The organism is Devosia lucknowensis, from assembly GCF_900177655.1.
Taxonomy (GTDB): Bacteria; Pseudomonadota; Alphaproteobacteria; order Rhizobiales; family Devosiaceae; genus Devosia; species Devosia lucknowensis.
The window spans coordinates 1,166,961-1,190,309 of the sequence record NZ_FXWK01000001.1 but is presented as its reverse complement, the minus strand read 5'-3'; the positions used below and the strand labels follow the sequence as shown (position 1 = coordinate 1,190,309).

Sequence of the window (23,349 nt, the reverse complement as noted above, 5' to 3'; positions counted from 1 at the left end):
AGAGCGCGGCGCTTAAGGAATCCTGCACTTCTCGGCGGCAGGGTCGCGCCACCTGGATCGAAGGAGCTTCCATGTCGACAAGCTGGCTCGACGCCGCAATTCTGGGGCTGGTGCAAGGCCTGACGGAATTCCTGCCCATCTCATCGAGTGCCCATCTCCGGGTGCTTGGCGAATTCCTGCCCTCCGGGGCCGATCCTGGCGCCGCGTTCACCGCCATCACCCAGATCGGCACCGAACTGGCCGTTGTCGTCTATTTCCGCCACGACATCCTGCGTATCGCATCGGCCTGGATCAACCGCACCCTGCTGCGCAATACCAATGGCGAGGCGGCGGATGCTCGCATGGGCTGGCTGATCATCCTCGGGTCGCTGCCGATTATCATCCTGGGCCTCCTGTTCAAGGACGCGATCGAGACGGGCCTCAGAAACCTCTACATCACCGCGACCGCGCTGATCGTCTTCGGCATCATCCTCGGGATTGCCGACCGGGTAGGGGCCAAGGTGCGCCCACTGGAAAAACTGACCTGGACCCACGGGCTGCTGTTCGGCCTCGCCCAAGCCATGGCGCTGATCCCCGGCGTGTCCCGCTCGGGCGGCACCATCACCGCAGGCCTGCTGATGGGCTACACGCGCGAAGCGGCGGCCCGCTACTCGTTCCTCCTCGCCATCCCCGCCGTCTTCGGATCCGGCTTTTACCAGCTTTTCAAGAGCATGGGCGAAGTCAACCCGGTGGGATGGGGCGAGACCTTCCTCGCCACGGTCGTCGCCTTCTTCGTCGGCTACGTGGTGATCGTCTTCTTCCTTAAGCTGATCTCGACCCGCAGCTACATGCCCTTCGTCTGGTACCGGGTCGTTGTCGGGCTTGGTCTTCTGGCGCTGCTTGGGCTTGGGGTTCTGGCGCCGATTTAGGTCGGGGTGGACCCTATAAGTTCAGGGATCAGACGCCTGCTTGCGTAAGCGTTGGTTGGACTACCGTGCTCCCGTGGGCAGTCACATGTAACGCGACTGCTCTAACGCGTGAGCCAGCTTTCCCGAAGTTCAAAAAGATCGGGGCGCCTGAGCGCCCCGGCAATTCATCGATAGATTGAGATCCAGAAGGGCTCAGCTACACCCGGTGGTCGTTCCGCAGGTGTCGCACTTCAGGCAGGTGCCGTTGCGGACCATGGTGAAGTTGTTGCACTCCGTGCACTGGTCGCCGGTATAGCCCTTCATCTGCGCTTCGGCGCGAAGGAGGCCAGCATCCCTTGACGGCGGCGGGGCGGGGATCGGGTCGAGTTCGGCGGTGTTGAGGGCCGTCGGGCTCGGGTCGATCTTGAGCGCGGTGGCGCTGCGCAGGGCAGTGACGGTCGATGTGGCCGTCGCGGTGGCCGGGGCGTAGCGGGCGGCCTCGGCAGTCGGCACCAGCATCAGGGATGCATTGGCCGTCTTGCCGCGGGTCATGCCGCGGGAGACAAAGCGCTCAGCGGGCACCGGGGCGGGCGCAGGCGCGGTGCGCGTGCCCTGTTCCTCGGCAACGCCCTTGCTGAGCGAAGTCGGGCTTTCCGGATTGACGTGGGCGAGGTCGTTCCGATCGAGATAGGAAACGGCCAGTTCGCGGAACACGTAGTCGAGGATCGACGTGGCGTTCTTGATGCGATCGTTGCCCATGACCATACCGGCCGGTTCGAAGCGGGTGAAGGTGAACGCCTCCACATATTCGTCCAGCGGCACGCCATATTGCAGGCCCAGCGAGATGGCGATGGCGAAGTTGTTCATCATCGCGCGGAAGGCGGCGCCTTCCTTGTGCATGTCGATGAAGATTTCGCCCAGGCGACCATCGTCGTATTCGCCGGTGCGGACATAGACCTTGTGGCCACCGACGACGGCCTTCTGGGTGTAGCCCTTGCGGCGATCCGGCATCTTCTCGCGTTCGCGGAACACCTTCTCGACGATCTTTTCGACGATGACTTCGGTGCGCGCGGCGGCGGGCAGGGCGGCGATGGCCTCCACCGCATCGTCCTCGTCCTCGTCGTCGGCAGCGGCCAGCACGGAGGAATTGAGCGGCTGGGAGAGCTTGGAGCCATCGCGATAGAGCGCGTTGGCCTTCAGCGCCAGGCGCCAGGAGAGCATGTAGGCGTTCTTGGCGTCCTCGACGGTGGCGTCGTTGGGCATGTTGATGGTCTTGGAAATCGCGCCCGAGATGAAGGGCTGGGCAGCAGCCATCATGAGGATGTGCGACTCGACCGAGAGGTAGCGCTTGCCGATCTTGCCGCAGGGGGTGGCACAATCGAAGACGGGCAGGTGCTCGTCCTTAAGGAAGGGCGCGCCTTCAAGCGTCATGGCACCACAAACGTGGATGTTGGCGGCCTCGATGTCCTTCCTGGAGAAGCCGAGATGGCTCAGCAGATCGAAGGAGAAATCGCCCAGCTGTTCGTCGGTGACGCCGAGGGTCTTGAGGAAATCGGCGCCAAGCGTCCACTGGTTGAAGACGAACTTGATGTCGAAGGCCGACTTCATCGCGGCGTTGAGCGCCTCGATCTTTTCATCGGTAAAACCCTTGGTGCGGAGCGTCGAGGGGTTGATGCCAGGCGCCTGGTTCATGTTGCCGTGGCCAACGGCATAGGCCTCGATCTCGGCGATCTGGTCTTCGGCATAGCCGAGGGTGCGCAGGGCGGGGGGCACGGCGCGGTTGATGATCTTGAAGTAGCCGCCGCCGGCGAGCTTCTTGAACTTCACGAGGGCGAAGTCGGGCTCGATGCCGGTCGTGTCGCAATCCATAACGAGGCCGATCGTGCCGGTGGGCGCGATAACGGAAACCTGGGCGTTACGGTAGCCATGAGCTTCGCCCAGCGCCAAAGCATTGTCCCAGGCAATCCGGGCACGCTCGGAAAGGGCCGCGTCCTTGACGTTGGCATGGTCGAGCGGAACCGGGTTGATGGAGAGGCCTTCATAGCCATCAGCATTGCCATAGGCGGCATTGCGGTGGTTGCGGATGACGCGCAGCATGTGCTTGCAGTTGCGCTTGTAATCCTTGAACGGGCCGAGCTCCTTGGCCATTTCGGCCGAGGTGGCGTAGCTGACGCCGGTCATGATGGCGGTGATGGCACCGGCGATGGCGCGGCCTTCGGCGGAGTCATAGGGAATGCCCGAGGTCATCAGCAAGCCACCGATATTGGCGTAGCCGATGCCCAGCGTGCGGTATTCGAACGAGCGTTCCGCAATGGCGCGGCTGGGGAACTGGGCCATCATCACCGAGATTTCGAGCACGATGGTCCAGAGGCGGACGGTGTGTTCGTAGGCAGCGGTGTCGAAGCTCGAGTCAGCGTTGCGATAGGGCAGGAGGTTGACCGAGCAGAGATTGCAAGCCGTGTCATCGAGGAACATGTATTCCGAGCACGGATTGGACGCGACGATCGGACCGGCTTCGGGGCTGGTGTGCCACTCGTTGATGGTGGTGTGGTACTGGATGCCGGGATCGGCCGATGCCCAGGCCGCGTAACCGATCTGTTCCCAAAGGTCGTTGGCCTTGAGTGTCTTGATGGTCTTGCCGTTGCTGCGGGCCGTCAGGTTCCAGTCGCCATCGGATTCGACTGAGCGCAGGAAGTCATCGGTGACGCGGACGGAATTGTTGGAGTTCTGGCCCGAAACGGTCAGATAGGCTTCGCTGTCCCAATCGGTGTCGTAGATGGGGAATTCAAGATCGGTGTAGCCCTGGCGAGCGAACTGGATGACGCGGAAGATGTAGTTTTCCGGAACCAGGGCCTTCTTGGCGGCGCGGACTTCGCGCTTGAGGGCGGGGTTCAGGGCCACGTCGAAGCAGTCGTCGCCATTGCCTTCACAATTGACGGCGGCCTTCATGATGGCCTTGAGGTGTTTCGAGACCACCTTGGAGCCGGTGACGAGGGCGGCGACCTTCTGCTCTTCCTTGACCTTCCAGTTGATGTAGGCCTCGATATCGGGGTGATCGATGTCGATCACGACCATCTTGGCGGCGCGGCGGGTGGTGCCGCCCGACTTGATGGCGCCGGCAGCGCGGTCGCCGATCTTCAAAAAGCTCATCAGGCCCGAGGACTTGCCGCCGCCGGAGAGCTTTTCGCCTTCGCCGCGCAGCTTGGAGAAGTTGGTGCCGGTGCCGGAGCCATACTTGAAGAGGCGCGCTTCGCGGACCCAGAGATCCATGATGCCGTTTTCGTTTACGAGGTCATCGTCCACCGACTGGATGAAGCAGGCATGCGGCTGCGGATGCTCGTAAGCCGACTTGGACTGGACGAGCTTGTGGGTGAAGGGGTCGACATAGAAATGGCCCTGGCCGGGGCCATCGATGCCATAGGCCCAATGCAGACCGGTGTTGAACCACTGCGGGGAATTGGGAGCGACCCGCTGGCTGGCGAGCATGAAGGCGAGTTCGTCAAAGAAGGTGCGCGCGTCTTCCTCGCTGTCGAAATAACCGCCCTTCCAGCCCCAGTAGGTCCAGGTGCCCGCAAGGCGATCAAAGACCTGGCGCGAATCCATTTCCGAGCCGTAGCGCTCATTTTCGGGAAGCTTGGCGAGGGCTTTTTCGTCTGGCACGGAGCGCCACAGCCAGGAGGGAACGTCGTTTTCCTCGACCTTCTTGAGGACCTTGGCGACGCCGGCCTTGCGGAAGTATTTCTGCGCGATGATGTCGGTGGCGACCTGAGACCAGGTTGCGGGCACGGCAATGTCGTCGAGCTTGAAAACCACCGAGCCGTCGGGGTTCTTGATCTCGCTGGTTGCCGAGCGGAACTCGATAGAGCCGTAGCGGTCCGCGTTGGCAGTCGTAAACCGGCGTTCAATGCGCATTCGTATTCCCCAAGTGTCGGGCACAAATGTGCCCACCAGCCGAAACCCCGGCTTCTCATCCAGATCTGTATTGACGCTTCACCAAGCAAAGTCCGCAGGAGGGCGGCCTTTGTAGAATTGCCCCGTGCCCCGGTCCTGCGCAGGTCTGATGCCAGCGCTTGGTCGGGGACTTGTCCGGAGCCTTTTTAGAGAGCGCCGGACCGTGGATCAGAGTTAGTCGATTCAGGGGCAGCGTCAACGCCAGAAATCACAAGACCTAGTGTTGCGGCTATGCGCTCAAACAAGAGCTAGTATGGGTAATATGTGGATTACGGGGACAAATGGCAAGGAAACCAGAGCCATTGCGGCGCGAATTAAACGCTGTGCCGGAGTGGCCAAGCCGGTCGATACGGGGTGCGAAATTCGGGCTCTAAGGGTGCGAATTTACTCACAGATCCGTCCAATCTGCCGGGTGTTAACCGGGCATTATCCATGCCGCTAAGAGGCAGAATCAACTCCTGACCCAGGGTGTCAAGGCCAGAATTTTGAGCGAAATCGTGTTAGGGGAGGACACCACATCTAGTCGGTGGCCCTCAGGCCGCGACGCTGCCCGTAGATGACCCACAGAGCCAGAGGCGCCATGACGAGGCCAGCCCAGCCATAGGCGGGCAGGATGCCGACCCGCTCGGCCAGGAGGCTGAAGGCAAGGGTCAGCACGATGCCCGAGACATTCTCCGCCATGACGAGGGCAGAGGTCGTCGTGGCGCGGCTGCGGCCCTCCATGACGCGTTGGAAGCGCGCTTCGGCGAGGACGTTGATCGGCGCCATGACGACGTAGGCGGCGCAGAGCAGGAGAACGAACCAGGGCGAGGCGCCGACCGATGCCAGAACCAGCAGGACACCGCCGACCAGCGGCAGAAGCCAGGCGAGCCAAGGCCGACCGTCAAGGCGATGGGCGAAGAGGCTGGCGCCTGCAAAGAGGAATTCGACCGCCGCGCCGGCAACACCCCAGGCCCATATGGGCAGGGAAATGGCCAGATAGTAGAGCTGGTCAAACTCCTCAAGGAGCTGAAACACCACAAGGCCCACTGCGATGTAGGTTGCGACAAAGCGCAGATTCGCGTGGTGGCGGAACTCATTGGCCGCATCCACGAAATGGGAGAAATACCCGGAAACCGTTTCCGTGGGTTGTTCCGAGCGCGTCGACCGACGGACGTCCTCAAGCCCTAAGGCGAGGGCGGAGGCCATGAGGAGAGGCGGGACCGACAACCACAGACCCCAATCGAAACTCAACCATGCGACAAAGCCCCCAAGCAGGGTGCCACAACCAATACCCAGCTCCTCGGCTGCATTGTCCCGACCCAGCGCCTTGTCGAATTCCGCCTCACGCCCGTCATGAGCCATCCGCTCATAGAGCAGGGCTTCGCGCGATCCGGACTGGAGGGCCTGGGCGAGGCTCCAGAACATAAAGCCCAGGGTATAGAGCCAGAAGTTTCCGGCCGCGAGGATCCAGAGCAGAAACGTCAGCGCCTTGAACAGCGGCGCTGCCATCAGCAACCAGCGCCGGTCAAAATGGTCGGACAGCGCGCCCGAAGGCATTTCGAGGATAATGGCTGCGGCGGACCAAAGCGCCAGCAAAACGCCAATCTCCGTTATCGACAGGCCTTCGAGTTCGAACAAGGCCGTGTAGAACGCGTAGGCGAGGATGAAGTCGAACAGGAACACATAGGCATAGTAGCGCCACAGAAAGCCACGCAGGGTCATGGACCTAGCCGTCCGGCCGCTATCGCTCTGGCATCGCTTTCCGTGGGCACAGGCGGCGGCATTGCTTTTCCAAAATTTCAGAACGATAAGTGAATAACCCGGCTGCGAGCCAGGGTCAATTGATAGCAGAATGATCGATCTGAAATGGCGCGACCCAGAGGATATGAACGCGATGACGTTATCGACAAGGCGATGGAGCTGTTCTGGCGCGTTGGGTACGAGGGCGCGCATCTGGCCGCTCTCGTGCAGCATACAGGTCTCAATCGGTTCAGCCTCTACAAGGAATTTGGCGGCAAGGCAGGGCTATTCGAGGCGGCGCTCGAGCGGTTCGTGGGCTTCCTGCTCAAGCAGTATCGAGCCGCATTGACCCGGCAACCCATGGGCCTTGAGAACATCGAAACCAACCTGAGAAACCTGCAGTATGGCAGCGAGTATTATGGCTGCTTCATGCTCAATACGCTCACGCAACGCCATACCGTGCCCGATGGTGCCTATCATCGCGCGGTGGAGGCGGCAGCGGAGATCGAAGCACTTTATCACGCCAATCTGGTGAGTGCTGCCGCGCGAGACCAGGTCGACGGCGCAAGCAATCTCGCAGGCCTGGGAAAGATGCTGCAAACGGTGGACCAAGGGCTGCATATTCAGGGGCTCGCAGGCACGAGCGACGTGCAAAAGGATCGGGTGATCACCGCGATGATGAGCCTGCTGCGCCGAGGCGAGGCCAGCCAGCCTCCGGTCTGAGGCTGCTGGAACGCATTTGCGCCTCTGCGTGGACCGGGCGGCGCAAGGAACCAGAGGTGTGGCTCAATTCCGCGCGGAGGCTCTAGGCTCACCCGCTGCACCATGCTAAACCGACCGCAAAATCGACGCCATCTATGCGGAATCGAAAATTGGCCAAATCCGGTATCAAGCAGTTTCTCACCGAAATCTTCTCCTGGTGGAGCGGCAACACCTGGGGCACGCGCCTTTGGGTCAAGCGCTTCGGCGCCTATGTGGGTTCGGACGAGTTCGGTAACCGCTACTACCAGGACAAGCGCGCCAATCGCCGCTACGTGACCTATGCAGGTGGCTATGCCGATGCGTCGTCCATTCCGCCGGGCTGGCACGGCTGGATGCACCATCGCTCGGACGAAGTGCCGGCCAATGCCAAGTACGAGCCGCACGCCTGGGAGAAGCCGCACCAGCCGAACCTCACCGGGACGGCCGCTGCCTATCGTCCGGATGGGAGCCTGCTCAACAAGGGCGAACGCCCGCGCGTTACCGGCGACTACCAGGCCTGGTCGCCCGAATAAGGGCAGCGGAGCTTGCGCATTCCATTTGCAAATCTGGCACGGCCGCTCCTGACAGCGGCCGTTTTGACCTCGACGCTCCAGTTGCCGGTGCAGGCTCAACCGATCGCCAATCCTGTGGCGACGTTTGCTGGCCTCGACAAGATCACCGGCCGCATCACACGTTTCGACGTCTACATCGACGAGACCGTACTGTTCGGCGCCCTCGAGATAACCCCGCGGGCCTGCTACGAGCGGCCCAGCAACGATACGTTGCAGCGCACATCGGCCTTCCTCGAGGTCGATCAACTCAGCCTCGACGGCACGAACGAGCGCATCTTCACCGGCTGGATGTTTGCCGATAGCCCAGCCCTCAATGCCGTCGATCACGCCGTCTATGACGTGTGGCTGATCGAGTGCAAAACGGCCACCAGCGTCCCGCCCCCAGACCAGCGCTAAAAATTTTCAGCCCCCGTGTTCAAGTTTCTCGTTCTCCACCGTCGTGGTGATAGAGCGCGAACCAGTGTGGGGAGGAAACATGCTGCTCAAGGACAAAGTGGCCGTCGTTTACGGGGGGAGCGGCGCAGTAGGGAGTGCCGTGGCCCGGGCATTCGCGCGCGAAGGCGCCATCGTGCATCTGGCGGCGCGGCGGATTGACCCGCTGGAAAGCGTGGCCCGCGACATCAGGGAACGTGGTGGACACGCTTTCGCTGGGCGAGTCGATGCGCTGAACCCGGATTCCGTCGCGGCGCATCTTGATCAGGTTGTGAGCCATAGCGGCCCAATCAAGATCGCCTTCAGCGCGGTGGATTGGGGCGACTCGCAAGGCCGCGATCTTATCGACCACGATTTCGAGACCTTCATGCGCCCGGTGCAGAACGGGCTGAAGTCGTGGTTCAATGTCGGGACAGCCTATGCCCGGCATATGGGAGAGAATGGTGGCGGCGTCATTCTCGGCTTCACCGCAAATGCTGCGCGGCAGGCATTCGGGCAGATGGGCGGTTTCGGCGTCGCCAGCGCTGCGGTGGAGCATTTTCTGCGGCACCTGGCCGTCGAGAGTGGACCCAAGGGGGTGCGTTGCTGCTGGGTGCGTTCGCCTGGATCGCCGGACACGCCGGGTATCCGCGAAGTTTGGACTATCCACGCAAAAGAGCGCGGCATGAGCTTTGACGAGCTGCACGCCGAATTCGCCAAAGATACGCCGCTTCGCCATATCGCGTCGCTCAGCCAGACCGCAGACGCTGCGGTGCTGCTGGCGAGCGATCTGGCATCGAGCATGACAGCGACGCTGGCCAACACGACTGGCGGCGGGCAGGTCGACTAACTGGAGGAAACAAAATGCTGACACTTCCCGAGATCGAAAAGCGCAAGGCGCAGCCGTATATCTTTGTGCCGTTCACCGTAACCATGCGGCAGATGCAGAAGCCCGCGAGAGATGGCTTTCCGCTGATCTTCGCGCATCTCGAAAAGCATGGGCTGAAGCCTGTCGGCCCGGCTTTCTACAATTACCGCCGCATCAATATGGCTGAGACGCTCGATGTCGAGGCGGGGATCGCGGTGGAGAAGCTAGGGCCGGAGGAGGGGAAGGTGAAGAACGGCACCTTGCCCGCCGGCAAATTCATCGGCGTGAGCTGGACCGGTCATCCGGACAAGCTGATGACCGTTACAGGCATGCTCATCGGTTGGGTCAAGGAGAGCGGGCAAAAGCTCGATGTCGAGGAAAAGGCCGATGGCGATCACTTTGCCTGCCGGCTGGAGCTTTATGACAGCGACCCGGAAGAGGAGCCGGATATGGAAAAGTGGGTGACGACGCTGGCGTTCAAGATGAAGGATTGAGGCGCGCCCTCTCCTGGATTTTACGAGACCGCCCTCGGGACGACCCCCGGGGCGGAATGGCGACGTATCGATTGATCGCGGCTCAAAACATCTCATCGAGCGCGCAATAATAGCGGTATTTTTCCTCGTCCCAGTCGGTTCCATAGGCAGCGAGGAAGGGGGCAATGTGCTCGCGGCCGATATTGTATTCAATACTGCGGCAGGCCAAAGCGAGGTCCTGCCACATATCGGCGAGGCCCATTCGGCCGCAGTCGACCATGCCGGAAAAGCGGCCGTCGAGCGCCAGGACATTGGGTGTCGAGGCATCGCCATGGGTGACGATGAGTTGGCCTTGCGTGGGCCGATTGCCCTTGAGCCAATCGAGAACCTGACCTGCGGTCCAGCCAACGCGGTCCGCATCGAAGTCGCTCTCGTCGACCAGCCCGGCCGCCACGCGGGTCTCGGCCTCGGCTAGACGCGCCTCGATGGCGTGGTCGAAGAGGCAGGTGGTCGTGTCGAGCGCGTGGATGCGCTTGAGCCCCTGGGAAAAGACGCGGATAAAGTTCTCGGGCTGGCTGGTGTAGTGCGTGAGGTCTTCGCCCGGCACGGCGCTCATCAGCAGCCAGACGCGGTCGACGGATTGTTCGGCGTCGATCACGCGAGGCGCCTTGAAGCCCATGCGGGTAAGCCAGTTGAGCCGTTCGATTTCGCCGGGCAGTTCGGCAAGCGGGCCAATGGCTTCGGATTTGAGAAAGACAGAATTGCCGTCGCTGAGGGCAATGCGCCAGACGTCGCTCGCGGACTGTCCCACCGTGATCGGGGTCCATTCGAGGTCGCGCAGCGGCGAAAGACTTTCGGGGAGCGTTTCGGGTCTAATCATAGGCGGTCCCATGCGTGCCAATCGGCGTCTCGCGATGTGGCGCGAGCAAGGCGGTCTTCGTATTCGGCTCGCCCGATTTCGACACCGCCAAGCGAGGCGAGGTGATCTGTCAGAAACTGGGTATCGAGCAGTTCGAAGCCCCCGGCGTTGAGACGCTCTACAAGATGGGTCATCGCCATCTTGGAGGCGTCGGTGCGGCGGTGGAACATGGACTCGCCAAAGAACGCGCCGCCGATGGCGATCCCGTAGAGCCCGCCAACAAGCTCCGAGCCATCCCAGACCTCCACGGTGTGGGCGATGCCGCGATCGAACAGAGCACCATAGACGGCGCGGATGGTGCCGTTGATCCAGGTGGTGTCGCGATCGGCGCCGACCGTGGCGCAACCTTCGACAATGCCATCCCAATCGGTATCGACGCGAATGTCCCAAACGGACGTGCGCATCGCCTTGCGCAGGCTTTTGGAGGCGTGGAAGCCATCGAGGGGCATGATGCCGCGATGATCCGGGCTGACCCAGAAGATTTCGGGATCCGTTGCGTCTTCAGCCATGGGAAACATGCCGGCGCGATAGGCGCGCAGCACCAGCTCGGGTGTGAGTTCGATGGCGAAGGGGTCGGTGCGGCGGGCCATGCGGGAAAGATAAGGGGCGCTGTCGCGCCCCTCAAGCTCAGGCCTTGTTGTTGGCCAGGAAATTTTCGAGCCAGTGGATGTCGTAATTGCCTGTGAGGATGTCCGGCTGCTTGAGAAGGCGCTGGAAGAGCGGCAGGGTGGTCTTGACCCCATCGATGACAAATTCGTCCACGGCGCGGCTCAGGCGCTTGAGGCATTCCTCGCGAGTGCGCCCGTAGACGATCAGTTTGCCAATCAACGAGTCGTAGTAGGGCGGGATCTTGTAGCCCTGATAGACTGCCGAATCGACGCGGATACCGACGCCACCGGCCGGATGGTAGAAGGTGATCGTGCCGGGCGAGGGCGCGAATGTCTGCGGATCTTCGGCGTTGATTCGCACTTCGATCGCATGGCCGAAGAACTGCACCTGATCCTGCGTCATCGAGAGTTTTTCGCCAGATGCCACGCGGATCTGCTCGTAGACGATATCTATGCCCGTGATGCGCTCGGTGACCGGATGCTCCACCTGCACGCGGGTGTTCATCTCGATGAAGTAGAATTCGCCGTTCTCATAGAGGAACTCGATGGTGCCGGCGCCAGAGTATTTGAGCTTGCGCATGGCGGCAGCGCAAATTTCACCGATGTGGTCGCGTTCTTCGGCGGTGATGGTGGGGCCGCCGGCCTCTTCCCAAACCTTCTGATGGCGACGCTGCAGCGAACAGTCACGCACGCCGAGGTGGACAGCATTGCCCTGGCCATCGCCAAGCAGCTGCACTTCGATGTGGCGCGGCTTGCCGAGGTATTTTTCCATGTAGACGGCTTCGTTGCCGAAATTGGCCTTTGCCTCGGAACGGGCCGTCGACCAGGCGACAACGACATCCGCTTCGCTGCGGGCGACCTTCATGCCTTTGCCACCGCCGCCGGCCGTGGCCTTGATCAGCACTGGGTAGCCGATTTCCTTGGCGGTACGCTTGGCGTCCTCCTCGGTCTCGACGGCGCCCGCCGATCCCGGAACCACGGGAATGCCGAGCTCGACCGCCGTCTTCTTGGCGGTGATCTTGTCACCCATGATCTCGATATGGTGAGCCGAAGGCCCGATGAAGGTAACCTTGTGCTCCTCAAGGATCTTGGCGAAGCGCGCATTCTCGGACAGGAAACCGTAGCCGGGATGCACCGCGTCCGCGCCGGTGATCTCACAGGCAGCCAGGATCGAGGGGATGTTGAGATAGCTGTCGCGTGCCGAGTTTGGGCCGATGCAGACGCTCTCGTCGGCCAGGCGCACATGCATGGCATTGGCGTCGGCGGTCGAGTGCACCGCAACGGTCTGGATGCCCATTTCCTTGCAGGCGCGCAGGATGCGCAGGGCGATCTCGCCTCGGTTGGCGATAAGAACCTTCTGGAACATGGTCGCTCCCTTACTCGATGACGACGAGCGGCTCGCCATATTCAACCGGCTGAGCATCGTCCACGAGGATACGCGTGACGGTGCCGGAACGGTGCGCGGGGATCTGGTTCATGGTCTTCATCGCCTCGATGATCAAGACGGTCTGACCTTCCGAGACCTTGGTGCCGACCTCGGCGAAAGCAGGTTTGCCAGGTTCGGGCGAGCGGTAGGCGGTGCCGACCATGGGCGAGGTGAGGGTGCCAGGATTGGAGGCCAGGTCTTCAGACTTGGATGCTGCGGCGGCTGGCGCCGAACCAGCTGGCGTGCTCGGCGTTGCCGGGGCATGGGGCGCTGCGGGCGGCGCCATATACTGCATGGGCTGCGGCGCGTAGACCGGGGCTTCGGTAGGGTATGAGCGCGTCACCCGTACTCGCAGATCGTCCTGCTCGATTTCGATCTCGGCAAGGTTTTCCTTGTTGAGCAGTTCGGCAATGGCGCGGATCAGGTCCTGATCCACTGATGACTTGGTCATTCTGTCGGTCTCCCGGCTTCTCGCGTCGAAGCGTTATTTGAGTTTTTCGGCCAAGGCCACGAGGGCCAGTCTATATCCAAGCGAACCAAAGCCGCAAATGACGCCGAAGGCGACAGAGGACACATAGGAATGATGCCGGAACGCTTCACGCTGGTGGATATTGGTGAGATGAACTTCGGCCACCGGCAGATTGACGGCGCGGAGCGCGTCGTGGATGGCCACCGAAGTATGGGAATAGGCGGCGGGGTTGATCAGGATGCCGTCGGCAGTCTTGCGCGCATCCTGGATCCAGGTGACCAGTTCGCCCTCATGATTGGACTGACGGAAATCGAGGCCAAGCCCCAATTCGCCCGCTGCCGTCTTGCAGAGATTTTCCACATCCTTGAGCGTTTCCGAGCCATAGGTTCCCGGCTCGCGCGTGCCGAGCAGGTTTAGGTTCGGGCCGTTGAGGACGAGAACGCGTTTGGTCATGATCCATGCCTTGTGCACCGGCCCTTTTGACCGGCGCAAGGGCGGTTACACGAAATGCACTAAAAAGCAAACAAGGCAGAACAATGCCGGCGCGTCAGCTGCACTGGCTCTTGCCGCATTCTCGCATATTGGCAATCCGGCTCCGCAACTCGTCGGCACCGATCGCACCGGGAATGATTTCGTTACCGATGATGTAGGTCGGGGTCCCGGTAATCCCCAGTGCCTGGGCGATTTCATAAGAGGACTGAATGGTTTCGGCCACGTCGGGGGCATTCATCCTGGCTTCGAGATCGGCAGATGACAAACCCAGGGTCTCGGCGGCCGACAGGGCGACCGCCTTGTCGACCTTCCCACGGCTGGTGAACAGCGCCGAGTGGAAGTCCCAATAGTCCGCATCGGCCTGGCCCACCAGGACGCCTACACGCGCCGCATCGATGGATTCGTTCGACAGGATCGGGAATTCTTTCAGCACGACCTTGAGGTTAGGGTCCTCTTCGAGGAGTGCGGCCATATCGGGCAGGGCCGCGCGACAATAGCCGCAGTTGTAGTCGAAGAATTCCACAAGGGTCACGTCGCCGTCGGGATTGCCGAGAACGATCTGGTCGGGCGCATTGAAGATGCGATCATGGAACGAGGCCATGGCCGTGCGGGTGCGTTCCTCTTCCTCGCTCCGTAGTGCCGTCTCGAGGGCGGCCGACACGCGCTGAAGGACCTTCGGGTCGCTCATGAGGTATTGCTCGATCATGGGGTTGAGGATCGCGGGGTCGATGGCGGCCGTTTCCGGTGCTTCTTCGACAGGCGGGACAGCCGCGGCCGCCATCACGGCGTGTTCGTCCAGGACTTGCTCGACAATGGCGCGGACGGCGACAGCATCGGTTTCCGGTTTGGGTTGCGTGACAAGCGAATAACCCAGTGCACCGGCAAGGATACCCGCTACGGCGGCCAGTACGATGGAAAGGCGGTTCATGGTCGGCTCCAGTCGAGTCTCTGGCGCCATGTCTAGCAGACGTCCTGCACCTGGCGCACCTGCTCTCGGTTGAGCCGAAAAGCGATTGGTTCAATTGTTGTTGAGAATTGATCCGCTTCGCGCTAGGCCGCCAGACAACACCGGAGTTTGCATGACCATCTCTGCCGACGGCCTGATGCCCTTTTTCGCCATGGACATCCTCAAGCGCGCCAAAGCACTGGAGTCCCAAGGGCGTACGGTCTGCCACCTGGAAATCGGCGAGCCTGGGGCCCCTCCGGCACCCCGCGTGATCGAAGCGGTTGCGAAGGCGCTGCCGCAACCGCAGGGCTACACCAATGCCAAGGGGCTTACCGAACTCAGAGAGGGGCTTGCAAGGTACTACGATGACCAGCATGGCGTTTCCGTCGATCCTGATCTGGTCCTTGCGACCATGGGTTCTTCCGCAGGCTTCATCCTCGCCTTTCATGCGGCCTTCAAGCCCGGTGCCCGCATCGCCATTACCCGGCCGGGCTATCCTGCCTATGTGAACACGCTGCTCGGCCTGGGCTTCGGGATTGCGGAAATTCCGGTGACGGCTGCGGATAACTGGGTGCTGACCGGTGCGCAGATCGCGGCCGCACATGCACGCCAGCCGTTCGACGGACTGTTGTTCGCCAGCCCAGCCAACCCCACCGGCGCTGCGGTAAGCCGGGACCAGCTGAACGACATCATTTCGACGTGTCAGCGCTTGGGCGTGACCTTCATTTCTGACGAAATCTACCACGGGCTCGACTATTCTGCTCCGTCGGTCAGTGCACTCGAGTTGACGCGCGACGCGATCGTGATCAACAGCTTCTCGAAGTATTATTGCATGACTGGATGGCGGATTGGCTGGATGGTGCTGCCCGAAACCCTCATCAGGCGAGCCGAGATTCTGCAGCAGAACCTTTTCATTTCTGCGCCCACACTGAGCCAGATCGCGGCCACCGTGGCCCTCGGCGAGCGCCACTATGCGGAGGAACAGAAGGCTGGATATGCGCGCAACCGGCGAATTTTGGGGCAGGGTCTGCGGCAGCTGGGCTTCGATATGTCTGCCGACGGCAACGGAGCGTTCTATGCCTACGCTGGAATTGGACGGTTTTCGAACGATTCCATGGACTTCTGCCTGAGCATGCTGGACCGCGCAGGTGTGGCAGCAACGCCGGGTGTCGATTTCGACCGGACCGATGGCAATAGCTTTGTGCGGTTCAGCTATGCAGGCACGCAGCGGTCAATCGAAGAGGCGCTCGAGCGGATGCGCAGTTTCCTGAAGGACGGTGGCTAGATGATCGCCATCCCGACGCTCACCACCGAACGGCTGGTATTGCGGGCTCCGAGCATGGCGGACTATCCGGCCTATGCCCAATTCATGGCCTCGGACCGGTCTCGGATGATGGGTGGTCCGCATGTGCGCTGGGCGGCCTGGGGCATGTTTTCGAGCGATGTTGCCATGTGGACGCTCTACGGCCACGGCGCACTTATGATCGAGGCAAGGGAAACCGGTCATTGCATAGGGCAGGTGGGCATCAACCACGGGCCGATGTTTCCTGAAAAGGAGCTGGGCTGGATGCTCTATGACGGGTTCGAGGGCAGAGGTTATGCAACCGAGGCCGGTGGAGCGTTGAAGGATTGGGCGTTCGGAACGCTGAAACTGGATACGCTGGTGAGTTATTTCGATCCGGAAAATGCCAAGTCCATGGCGGTTTCAGCCCGGCTGGGCGGTATGCGGGACGATCGCGCAACGCCCCAGGACCCGGGCGATGTGGTGTTTCGGTATTTTCCGGGACGCTAAGGCCGCAACCGCACGACTATCTCAAATCGCCCTCGGACTTGACGCCAGAGCCGCGTTCGACGTTCGCAACGGCTCTCGTTTGGGCTGAGAGTGGCCCTCGGGTCAGGCCCGAGGGCGGCACTGCGGAGCTGCGGTAGCCAAAAAAGGGCGGCCCGTAGGCCGCCCTTGATGCTTCTAGCCAAGGCCGAGGCGGCGCTGCCACCAACCGACCTTCTTTTTCTTTTCCGGCTCACCATCTCCGGCAGTCTCGTCCGCATCGGGGGCGCCGGCAACGGCCGTTTCAGCCTCTGCACTGGACGTCACCACGACGCCTTCGGGGGGCAGTTCCTTCTTCACCCGGCGAGCACGGGCCGGCTTCTTCTCTTCTTCCGCCGGCGTTTCGGCCACGGGTGCGACCTCGGTCACTGCGGGCGCCTGTGCCGCCTCGGCGGTTTCTGCCTTGGGTTTACGAGCGCGCGGCTTGCGCTTGGGCTTTTCCTCGGCGGCAGGCTCTTCAGCGGGCGCGGCGACTGCTTCAACCGGAGTGGTTTCAGCCGGTGCCGACTCCTCGGTTTCGGTCACCTTCTTGCGGCGGCTGCGCTTGGGTTTCTCGGCGGGTGCTTCTTCGGCGGCCGGAACGGGCTCGGCGGCTGGCTCAGCATTCACCTCGACATGGTCGACAACAGCATCGGCCGGTGCAGACACTGCGGCCTCGGCGGTCTCGGTGCCCGCTTCGCCGTTCTGGTCGCGCCTATTCCGGCGGCCACCACGACGGCCACGACGGCGGCGACGGCGGTTTTCGCCGTCGGCGTCGTCTGCGGAACGAACGCCGTTGTCGTCACCGCCATCGGTCTCTTCGCCATCACTTTCGGCATCGACGCCCGTATCGTCGGAGGTCTCGGCGACCTGCTGATTGACCTGGTCGCCATTGCGGCCACCGCGACGACGGCGACGGCGGCGACGGCGGCCGTTGCCTTCACCTTCACCCTGTTCGCTCGAACGAGCCTCGGCGTCCTCGGCTTCTTCGACCTCGTCCTCTTCCTCGACGACATCTTCGATGACAGCGCTGTCGACGCGGACATGGGCGGCGGCGCGCTGATCGGCATACGCCGAAACGCGGGTCTCACCCTTTTCGATGTGGAAGTCGTGGCCAGCCAGTTTGCTGTCAGCAGTGATGGTGATCGACAGATTATTGCGGATCTCGAGCTGCGTCAGCGTTTCGCGCTTGAAGTTGAGAATGTAGAGCGCGACTTCGACCGGCACGCGGACGTTGATCGACTGACCCTGCTTGCGCAGCACGTGGTCTTCGATGTGACGCATGATCATGAGCGCCAGCGATTCGGTGGAGCGGACGAGACCGGTACCATCACAGATCGGGCACTTGTGCGTCGAGCTTTCGACCACGCCGAAGCGGATGCGCTGGCGGCTCATTTCCATGAGCCCGAAGTGCGAAATGCGGCCCACCTGGATGCGGGCGCGATCGTCTTTGAGGCAATCCTTGAGCTTGCGCTCGACGGCCCGGTTGGAGCGGTTCTCCATCATGTCGATGAAGTCGATGACGATCAGGCCTGCAAGGTCGCGCAGACGCAGCTGGCGGGCCACTTCCTCGGCCGCTTCCAGATTGGTCTGAAGCGCGGTGTCCTCGATATTGTGCTCCTTGGTGGAGCGGCCCGAGTTCACGTCGATGGAGACGAGCGCTTCGGTCGGGTTGATAACGATGTAGCCGCCCGAGGGCAGGGTAACCGTTGGCGAGAACATCGAATCGAGCTGGGCTTCGACGCCGTACTTGGAAAAGAGCGGCTGCTCGTCCTTGTAGAGCACCACATTCTTGGCGTGGGACGGCATGATCATCTTCATGAAGTCCTTGGCCTCGCGATAGGCGTTGTCGCCCGCGACCAGAACTTCGTCGATGTCCTTGTTGTAGAGATCGCGGATCGTGCGCTTGATCAGCGAGCCTTCTTCATAAACGAGGCATGGCGCGGAGCTTTCCAGCGTCAGCGTGCGCACGCTCTCCCACAAGCGCATAAGGTATTCGAAGTCGCGCTTAACCTCGGCCTTGGTGCGCGATGCACCGGCGGTGCGCAGGATCACGCCCATGCCCTGCGGCACTTCGAGATCGGCGGTGATTTCCTTGAGGCGCTTGCGGTCAGCCGCATTGGTGATCTTGCGCGAGATGCCGCCGCCACGGGCGGTATTGGGCATCAGAACCGAGTAGCGCCCAGCAAGCGACAGATAGGTGGTGAGGGCCGCGCCCTTGTTGCCACGCTCCTCCTTGACGACCTGAACCAGCATCACCTGGCGGCGCTTGATGACTTCCTGAATCTTGTACTGGTGACGGCGCTGCTGGCTGGAGCGACGACGCTCCGGCACTTCCTCGAGCGCATCTGCACCGCCGATCGATTCGACCGGCTCGCTGTTGGCCGGAGCCTGCTCGATATGGCTGTCCTCGCCGTGTTCCTGAGGATCGGCTTCGGCATCGGTCTCGACGACGCCCTCGGGCACGGAGACGGTGTCCTCAGCGTCGTCGTGATGATCGTCCTCGTGCTCTTCATCGCGCAGCAGGGCTTCGCGGTCGGCAACAGGGATCTGGTAGTAGTCGGGGTGGATTTCCGAAAAGGCGAGGAAACCGTGGCGATTGCCACCATATTCCACAAAGGCCGCCTGCAGCGACGGCTCCACGCGCGTCACCTTGGCGAGGTATATGTTGCCCCGCAACTGGCGGCGGGTCGCCGATTCAAAGTCGAATTCCTCCAGACGGTTACCCGAGGTAACGACAATCCGTGTTTCTTCCGGGTGGATGGCATCCACCAGCATTCTCTTGGTCGCCATAATGAACTCCGCGCACCCGCGCGCCGACAAGGGGACGCCGGAAGGCCGGCATCCTGGTCGTGGCGCATTGCGGGGCGAATAGGTTTGATGTTGGGCGGCGCGAACCTCTCACGTTCTGCGCCAGAGATGTGTCGGTCAAAGCCTGCTTTGAGGCCGAAGCAAAGCGGCAATCGGAATATTCGATCGCGTCGCGCTCTGTTCGCCAGCGGGCCATATGACCTCTTCCTATTGGGTGTCAGGCGCGTTGCCTGGCACCGTCCGGTCCGAGTGGACCGAAATTCGTCACTGCAGAGCGTTGAAACCGCAACTTCCGCTTCGAGCCATAGGGGGCTAAGTCAAACCCCGAAAACGGCCGCGAAACACACGCACCTGCATCCTTAGCGTGTAGAAAAGTTGCGCCGGAATGGCAACAAGAAAGTCAAAACAGACGCTCCTGCAAGGGTTTTGCCGCGTCGTTCCTTGGCCACAGCCGCAAATCATCGCATAAGGCCACATCTGCCAAGGAATCGCCGCAAGCTGGCGCCATTTCATGGCCCAGACTTTTGGGAGCCGGTCGACCTCTTGACCACACAGTTTCTGATACGCTTCGCCTGCGCCGTGATGGCCATCGTGGGGCTTCATTTGCCGGCTCAGGCGCAGGATGCTGCGCCGCTGCCGCCATTGCCGAACGTCATCGATGCCCGCGTCACCGTCGGCGCCGACCGGGCGCGATTGGTCGTCGACCTGGCGGAGCGGACGGCCTTCTCGTTCGTATCGCTCGACGATCCGCAACGACTTGCGATCGATGTGAGGGCAGGGACCTTTTCGGTGCCGGAGCCTCAGGGCGAGGTCGCCGAGGAGGGACTGGTTTCGGCCTATGCAGTCGAGCAGGCATCGGCAGACCGCGTGCGCACAACGCTGACGCTGACCGCCCCGGCGCAGGTGCAGCAGGCTTATGTTCTGGACGCCTTCGAAGGCCAGCCGGCGCGACTGGTCGTCGACATCATTCCGGCAACGGCCGAGGAATTTACTGCCAACGTTGAAAAGGACAGGCTGGGGTCCGGAACGTCTGTTGCGGCCGTGTCGACCCCGGCAGGTGGATCTGAATTGCCGATCGACAGCAAACCGCTGGTGGTGATCGACCCCGGACACGGTGGCATCGACAGCGGCGCAGAGACGCCGGAGGGCATTAAGGAAAAGGACATTGTCCTGGCCTTCTCGCTTCGCCTCCAGGAGTTGCTGGTGGAATCAGGCCGTTTCGATGTGGCGCTGACCCGGCAGGACGACACATACCTCAGGCTCGAAGAGCGCGTGGAGCTTGCCCGGGTGAACAAGGCCAACCTTTTCATCTCGATCCACGCCGACAGCTTCCAGCAACCCGAGATTCGCGGCGCTTCGATCTATACGCGCGACGAGAACGCCACGGATGTGCTCGACAAAGTGCTGGCGGACAATGAGAACGCCACCGACGTCATTGCCGGCTTCGCCATGCCACAGACCATGGCGCCGGAAGTGGTCGACATTCTCCTCGACCTGATGCGCCGGGAGATGCGGGTGCAGTCCTTCATGGCTGCACAGTCGATCGTCCACCAACTCGAGCCGAGCGTCGCGTTGCGGCGCTTCCCGGTACGGCAAGCGGATTTCTTCGTGCTGCAGGCACCCGATGTTCCATCGGTCCTTGTGGAGCTGGGATTTCTCTCCAATGCCAGCGACATCGCCAACCTGATGCAGTCGGACTGGCGGGACCGGACGGCCGAAGCAATCGCGCGCGGGATTTCGACCTATTTCGACAGCCTCGAGGACGAATTGTGACACGAGCGCTCGTGATCACCATTCCAATGCGGCTCTGCTATATTCGACCTGTGGTCGCGATTGCGGCCAGGAGAACCTGACTCGATGTTTCGTCTACTGGGCTGGCTGTTCGGATTTGGCATGTTCCTCGCGCTTGGCGGGGTCGCAGCGGCGGCAGTGTATCTGGCAACTGTCACGGCGCAGCTCCCCGACTACACGGTGCTCAAGGACTACCAGCCGCCGGTGACGACCCGCGTCCATGCTGCGGATGGCACCTTGCTGGCGGAATATGCGCGTGAGCGGCGACTGTTTCAGCCCATCGAGACTGTTCCGCCTCTCGTGATCGAGGCGTTCCTGTCGGCCGAGGACAAGGATTTCTACAGCCATAGCGGCATCGCCATCGACGGCGTGGTCCGCGCGATGCGCGACAATGTCGTAGCGCGCCTCGATGGTAACAACTCCATCCAGGGCGGCGGTTCATCCATCACCCAGCAGGTAGCCAAGAATTTCCTGCTGACTTCGGAGCAGACCTGGGACCGCAAGATCCAGGAAGCCGTCCTGGCGCTCAGAATCGAGTCCACGTTCTCGAAGAACAAAATCCTCGAGCTTTATCTCAACGAGATCTTCCTCGGTCTCAATTCCTATGGCGTGGCGGCTGCCGCGCTCAATTATTTCGACAAGGCGCTTTATCAGCTGACATTGCCGGAGGCGGCCTATATCGCGGCGTTGCCGAAGGGGCCCAACAATTACCATCCGTTCCGCCGTGCCCAGGCCGCTATCGAGCGGCGTAACTGGGTCATCGATCGGATGGTCGAGAACGGCTACGTGACCTATGAAGCGGCGGCTGCCGCCAAAGAAGAGCCGCTCAACGTGATTCCGCGGGCTGCAGGGAGCCAGCTCTACTCTGCCGAATACTTTACCGAGGAAGTCCGCCGCGAGCTTGCCAAGCTGTATGGCGAAGACCAGCTCTATGGTGGCGGGCTTTCTGTGCGGACCACGCTGGAGCCACGACTTCAGGAGTATGCGCGACGGGCGCTGATGGATGGTCTTATCGACTTCGATCATCGCCGCGGTTTCCGCGGGCCGGTGGCGAGTATCGAAGTGGGTGACGACTGGGGCCAGGCGGTCTCAGCCATCAAGCCGCTCAGCGACGTTCCTGAATGGCAGCTGGCGGTTGTGCTCGAGGTTGGAAACAACCAGGCCCGTATCGGTCTGCGCCCGGAGGAGGACGTCGACGGCGCAGTATCGGCTACCCGGATCGAGGGAACTTTGTCCGGTCCCGAGATCAAATGGGTATCCCAGCCTGTGCAAAGTCTGCTCAAGGTCGGCGACGTCGTCTATGTGGCGCCGGTGGCGGGCCAGGATGCTGTCTACACGCTTGAACAGGTGCCGGAGATCGAGGGTGCACTGGTCGCCATGGATCCGCGTACCGGTCGCGTACTGGCCATGGTCGGTGGCTTCTCGTTCGCCGAGAGCGAATTCAACCGGGCGACGCAGGCGCTGCGGCAACCGGGCTCCTCGTTCAAGCCGATCGTTTATGCAGCGGCGCTCGATAATGGCTATACGCCTGCTTCCGTCGTGCTGGATGCGCCGGTGGAAGTGCGCATGGGCGACGGCTCGGTCTGGCGCCCGGAGAACTACTCCCAGGAATTCTATGGCCCGCAGACCCTGCGTCGTGGCATCGAGCGCAGCCGGAACGTGATGACCGTGCGACTGGCGCGTGATATCGGCATGCCGCTCATCGCGGACTACGCACAGCTTTTCGGCATCTACGACAACATGCAGCCGGTCCTTGCCATGGCGCTTGGTGCGGGCGAGACCACCGCCATGCGCATGACGGCGGCATATGCGACGATTGCCAACGGTGGGCGCAAGATCGTGCCGACGCTGATCGACCGCATCCAGGACCGTTACGGCTCGACCGTCTATCGTCATGATCAACGCGTCTGCGAGGGGTGCGAGGCCGCCGACTGGCATGGGCAAGGGGAGCCGCGCATTCTCGACAACCGTCCGCAGGTGCTCGATCCGATGACGGCCTACCAGATCACCTCGATGATGGAGGGCGTGGTGCAGCGCGGGACCGGGACCAAGGCCAAGGCGCTCAATCGGCCTGTTGCTGGCAAGACCGGCACGACCAACGACTACAAAGACGCCTGGTTCGTCGGCTTTACGCCCGAACTCGCGGTCGGCATTTATGTCGGCTACGACCAGCCGCGCTCGATGGGTTCAGCCTCCACCGGTGGCGACATGGCCGTGCCGATCTTCACCAGTTTCATGGCCAATGCCTTGCAGGGCAAGCCGGCGACCCCGTTCAACGTGCCGACAGGCATGCAGACGGCCTGGATCAACCCGTCGACGGGTGTGCAGGCCTTCGAAGGCGAAGCCGCCATTGCCGAGGCATTCAAGCCCGGTACCGGCCCCAATCTCATGACCTCAGTCATTGGGCTCGATGTGCAGGCGTTCGACGCCATGCAGCGCGAGCAGATGATGCAGC

General features: G+C 61.9%; 18 protein-coding genes and 1 pseudogene. 10 read left to right on the top strand and 9 right to left on the bottom strand.

Annotation, left to right across the window (positions count from 1 at the left end; translation table 11 throughout):
• The first annotated feature begins 71 nt into the window (after positions 1 to 71).
• A complete protein-coding gene (locus tag CCK88_RS05600) occupies positions 72 to 908 on the top strand; it encodes an undecaprenyl-diphosphate phosphatase (protein WP_086469500.1) in 837 nt (278 codons plus the stop codon).
• Between the two features lie 192 nt (positions 909 to 1,100).
• Here CCK88_RS05600 and CCK88_RS05595 read toward each other — a convergent pair whose 3' ends face one another.
• Positions 1,101 to 4,799 carry a vitamin B12-dependent ribonucleotide reductase gene (locus tag CCK88_RS05595; RefSeq protein ID WP_086469499.1) on the bottom strand — a complete coding sequence of 1,233 codons (3,699 nt, stop codon included), beginning with the start codon at positions 4,797 to 4,799 and terminating at the stop codon, positions 1,101 to 1,103.
• Between the two features lie 558 nt (positions 4,800 to 5,357).
• Positions 5,358 to 6,542: an MFS transporter gene (locus CCK88_RS05590; RefSeq protein WP_170926366.1), complete on the bottom strand. Its 1,185-nt coding sequence runs from the start codon at positions 6,540 to 6,542 to the stop codon at positions 5,358 to 5,360.
• A 144-nt stretch (positions 6,543 to 6,686) separates the two neighbouring features.
• Here CCK88_RS05590 and CCK88_RS05585 point away from each other — a divergent pair, with 144 nt between their 5' ends.
• The 5 genes from CCK88_RS05585 to CCK88_RS05565 all read left to right on the top strand — a co-directional run bounded on the left by CCK88_RS05585 (position 6,687) and on the right by CCK88_RS05565 (position 9,646).
• Positions 6,687 to 7,283 (top strand): TetR/AcrR family transcriptional regulator, encoded by a 597-nt coding sequence (locus tag CCK88_RS05585; RefSeq protein ID WP_086470831.1) that lies wholly within the window; start codon positions 6,687 to 6,689, stop codon positions 7,281 to 7,283.
• Positions 7,284 to 7,447: 164 nt separating this feature from the next.
• Positions 7,448 to 7,834: an NADH:ubiquinone oxidoreductase subunit NDUFA12 gene (locus CCK88_RS05580; RefSeq protein ID WP_086470830.1), complete on the top strand. Its 387-nt coding sequence runs from the start codon at positions 7,448 to 7,450 to the stop codon at positions 7,832 to 7,834.
• A 12-nt stretch (positions 7,835 to 7,846) separates the two neighbouring features.
• On the top strand, positions 7,847 to 8,269 hold the full coding sequence (locus tag CCK88_RS05575; RefSeq protein WP_086469497.1) for a DUF2155 domain-containing protein: 423 nt from the start codon (positions 7,847 to 7,849) through the stop codon (positions 8,267 to 8,269).
• 79 nt (positions 8,270 to 8,348) lie between these two features.
• Positions 8,349 to 9,134, top strand: a complete 786-nt coding sequence (locus CCK88_RS05570) for an SDR family NAD(P)-dependent oxidoreductase (protein ID WP_086469496.1) — start codon at positions 8,349 to 8,351, stop codon at positions 9,132 to 9,134.
• Between the two features lie 14 nt (positions 9,135 to 9,148).
• Positions 9,149 to 9,646: a GyrI-like domain-containing protein gene (locus CCK88_RS05565; protein WP_086469495.1), complete on the top strand. Its 498-nt coding sequence runs from the start codon at positions 9,149 to 9,151 to the stop codon at positions 9,644 to 9,646.
• An 82-nt stretch (positions 9,647 to 9,728) separates the two neighbouring features.
• Here CCK88_RS05565 and CCK88_RS05560 read toward each other — a convergent pair whose 3' ends face one another.
• The 6 genes from CCK88_RS05560 to CCK88_RS05535 all read right to left on the bottom strand — a co-directional run bounded on the left by CCK88_RS05560 (position 9,729) and on the right by CCK88_RS05535 (position 14,467).
• Positions 9,729 to 10,505 (bottom strand): APH(3') family aminoglycoside O-phosphotransferase, encoded by a 777-nt coding sequence (locus tag CCK88_RS05560; protein WP_170926365.1) that lies wholly within the window; start codon positions 10,503 to 10,505, stop codon positions 9,729 to 9,731.
• On the bottom strand, positions 10,502 to 11,134 hold the full coding sequence (gene aat / locus CCK88_RS05555; protein WP_086469493.1) for a leucyl/phenylalanyl-tRNA--protein transferase: 633 nt from the start codon (positions 11,132 to 11,134) through the stop codon (positions 10,502 to 10,504). The genes CCK88_RS05560 and aat overlap by 4 nt, the downstream gene beginning before the upstream one ends.
• 37 nt (positions 11,135 to 11,171) lie before the next feature.
• Positions 11,172 to 12,518, bottom strand: a complete 1,347-nt coding sequence (accC, locus tag CCK88_RS05550; RefSeq protein ID WP_086469492.1) for an acetyl-CoA carboxylase biotin carboxylase subunit — start codon at positions 12,516 to 12,518, stop codon at positions 11,172 to 11,174.
• 10 nt (positions 12,519 to 12,528) lie between these two features.
• Positions 12,529 to 13,029, bottom strand: a complete 501-nt coding sequence (gene accB, locus CCK88_RS05545) for an acetyl-CoA carboxylase biotin carboxyl carrier protein (protein ID WP_086469491.1) — start codon at positions 13,027 to 13,029, stop codon at positions 12,529 to 12,531.
• 33 nt (positions 13,030 to 13,062) lie between these two features.
• Positions 13,063 to 13,500, bottom strand: coding sequence for a type II 3-dehydroquinate dehydratase (gene aroQ, locus CCK88_RS05540; RefSeq protein ID WP_086470829.1), 438 nt, complete (start codon positions 13,498 to 13,500; stop codon positions 13,063 to 13,065).
• Positions 13,501 to 13,594: 94 nt separating this feature from the next.
• Positions 13,595 to 14,467, bottom strand: coding sequence for a DsbA family protein (locus CCK88_RS05535; RefSeq protein WP_170926364.1), 873 nt, complete (start codon positions 14,465 to 14,467; stop codon positions 13,595 to 13,597).
• A 190-nt stretch (positions 14,468 to 14,657) separates the two neighbouring features.
• Here CCK88_RS05535 and CCK88_RS05530 point away from each other — a divergent pair, with 190 nt between their 5' ends.
• Together CCK88_RS05530 and CCK88_RS05525 are read left to right on the top strand one after the other, a co-directional pair.
• Complete coding sequence (locus CCK88_RS05530) at positions 14,658 to 15,770, top strand: pyridoxal phosphate-dependent aminotransferase (protein ID WP_086470828.1); 1,113 nt, start codon at positions 14,658 to 14,660, stop codon at positions 15,768 to 15,770.
• Positions 15,771 to 16,277 carry a GNAT family N-acetyltransferase gene (locus CCK88_RS05525; protein WP_086469489.1) on the top strand — a complete coding sequence of 169 codons (507 nt, stop codon included), beginning with the start codon at positions 15,771 to 15,773 and terminating at the stop codon, positions 16,275 to 16,277.
• A gap of 174 nt (positions 16,278 to 16,451) precedes the next feature.
• Here CCK88_RS05525 and CCK88_RS05520 read toward each other — a convergent pair whose 3' ends face one another.
• Entirely contained in the window at positions 16,452 to 19,085 is a 2,634-nt protein-coding gene (locus CCK88_RS05520) for an Rne/Rng family ribonuclease (RefSeq protein ID WP_086469488.1), read from the bottom strand.
• Between the two features lie 561 nt (positions 19,086 to 19,646).
• Between CCK88_RS05520 and CCK88_RS05515 the strand changes: the two genes are divergently transcribed.
• Both CCK88_RS05515 and CCK88_RS05510 read left to right on the top strand, forming a co-directional pair.
• Positions 19,647 to 20,876 carry an N-acetylmuramoyl-L-alanine amidase gene (locus tag CCK88_RS05515; protein ID WP_086469487.1) on the top strand — a complete coding sequence of 410 codons (1,230 nt, stop codon included), beginning with the start codon at positions 19,647 to 19,649 and terminating at the stop codon, positions 20,874 to 20,876.
• 84 nt (positions 20,877 to 20,960) lie between these two features.
• Positions 20,961 to 23,306, top strand: a pseudogene (locus tag CCK88_RS05510) (penicillin-binding protein 1A); the annotation flags it as partial.
• Positions 23,307 to 23,349 lie beyond the last annotated feature (43 nt).

Bases quoted from the DNA above. Each gene is read 5' to 3' on its own strand.
- CCK88_RS05600 (WP_086469500.1), top strand. From the start codon at position 72: ATGTCGACAAGCTGGCTCGACGCCGCAATTCTGGGGCTGGTGCAAGGC.
- CCK88_RS05585 (WP_086470831.1), top strand. From the start codon at position 6,687: ATGGCGCGACCCAGAGGATATGAACGCGATGACGTTATCGACAAGGCG.
- CCK88_RS05525 (WP_086469489.1), top strand. From the start codon at position 15,771: ATGATCGCCATCCCGACGCTCACCACCGAACGGCTGGTATTGCGGGCT.
- CCK88_RS05560 (WP_170926365.1), bottom strand. From the start codon at position 10,505: ATGATTAGACCCGAAACGCTCCCCGAAAGTCTTTCGCCGCTGCGCGAC.
- CCK88_RS05570 (WP_086469496.1), top strand. From the start codon at position 8,349: ATGCTGCTCAAGGACAAAGTGGCCGTCGTTTACGGGGGGAGCGGCGCA.
- CCK88_RS05520 (WP_086469488.1), bottom strand. From the start codon at position 19,085: ATGGCGACCAAGAGAATGCTGGTGGATGCCATCCACCCGGAAGAAACA.
- CCK88_RS05590 (WP_170926366.1), bottom strand. From the start codon at position 6,542: ATGACCCTGCGTGGCTTTCTGTGGCGCTACTATGCCTATGTGTTCCTG.
- aroQ (WP_086470829.1), bottom strand. From the start codon at position 13,500: ATGACCAAACGCGTTCTCGTCCTCAACGGCCCGAACCTAAACCTGCTC.
- CCK88_RS05565 (WP_086469495.1), top strand. From the start codon at position 9,149: ATGCTGACACTTCCCGAGATCGAAAAGCGCAAGGCGCAGCCGTATATC.
- CCK88_RS05530 (WP_086470828.1), top strand. From the start codon at position 14,658: ATGGACATCCTCAAGCGCGCCAAAGCACTGGAGTCCCAAGGGCGTACG.
- aat (WP_086469493.1), bottom strand. From the start codon at position 11,134: ATGGCCCGCCGCACCGACCCCTTCGCCATCGAACTCACACCCGAGCTG.
- CCK88_RS05595 (WP_086469499.1), bottom strand. From the start codon at position 4,799: ATGCGCATTGAACGCCGGTTTACGACTGCCAACGCGGACCGCTACGGC.
- accB (WP_086469491.1), bottom strand. From the start codon at position 13,029: ATGACCAAGTCATCAGTGGATCAGGACCTGATCCGCGCCATTGCCGAA.
- CCK88_RS05535 (WP_170926364.1), bottom strand. From the start codon at position 14,467: ATGAACCGCCTTTCCATCGTACTGGCCGCCGTAGCGGGTATCCTTGCC.
- accC (WP_086469492.1), bottom strand. From the start codon at position 12,518: ATGTTCCAGAAGGTTCTTATCGCCAACCGAGGCGAGATCGCCCTGCGC.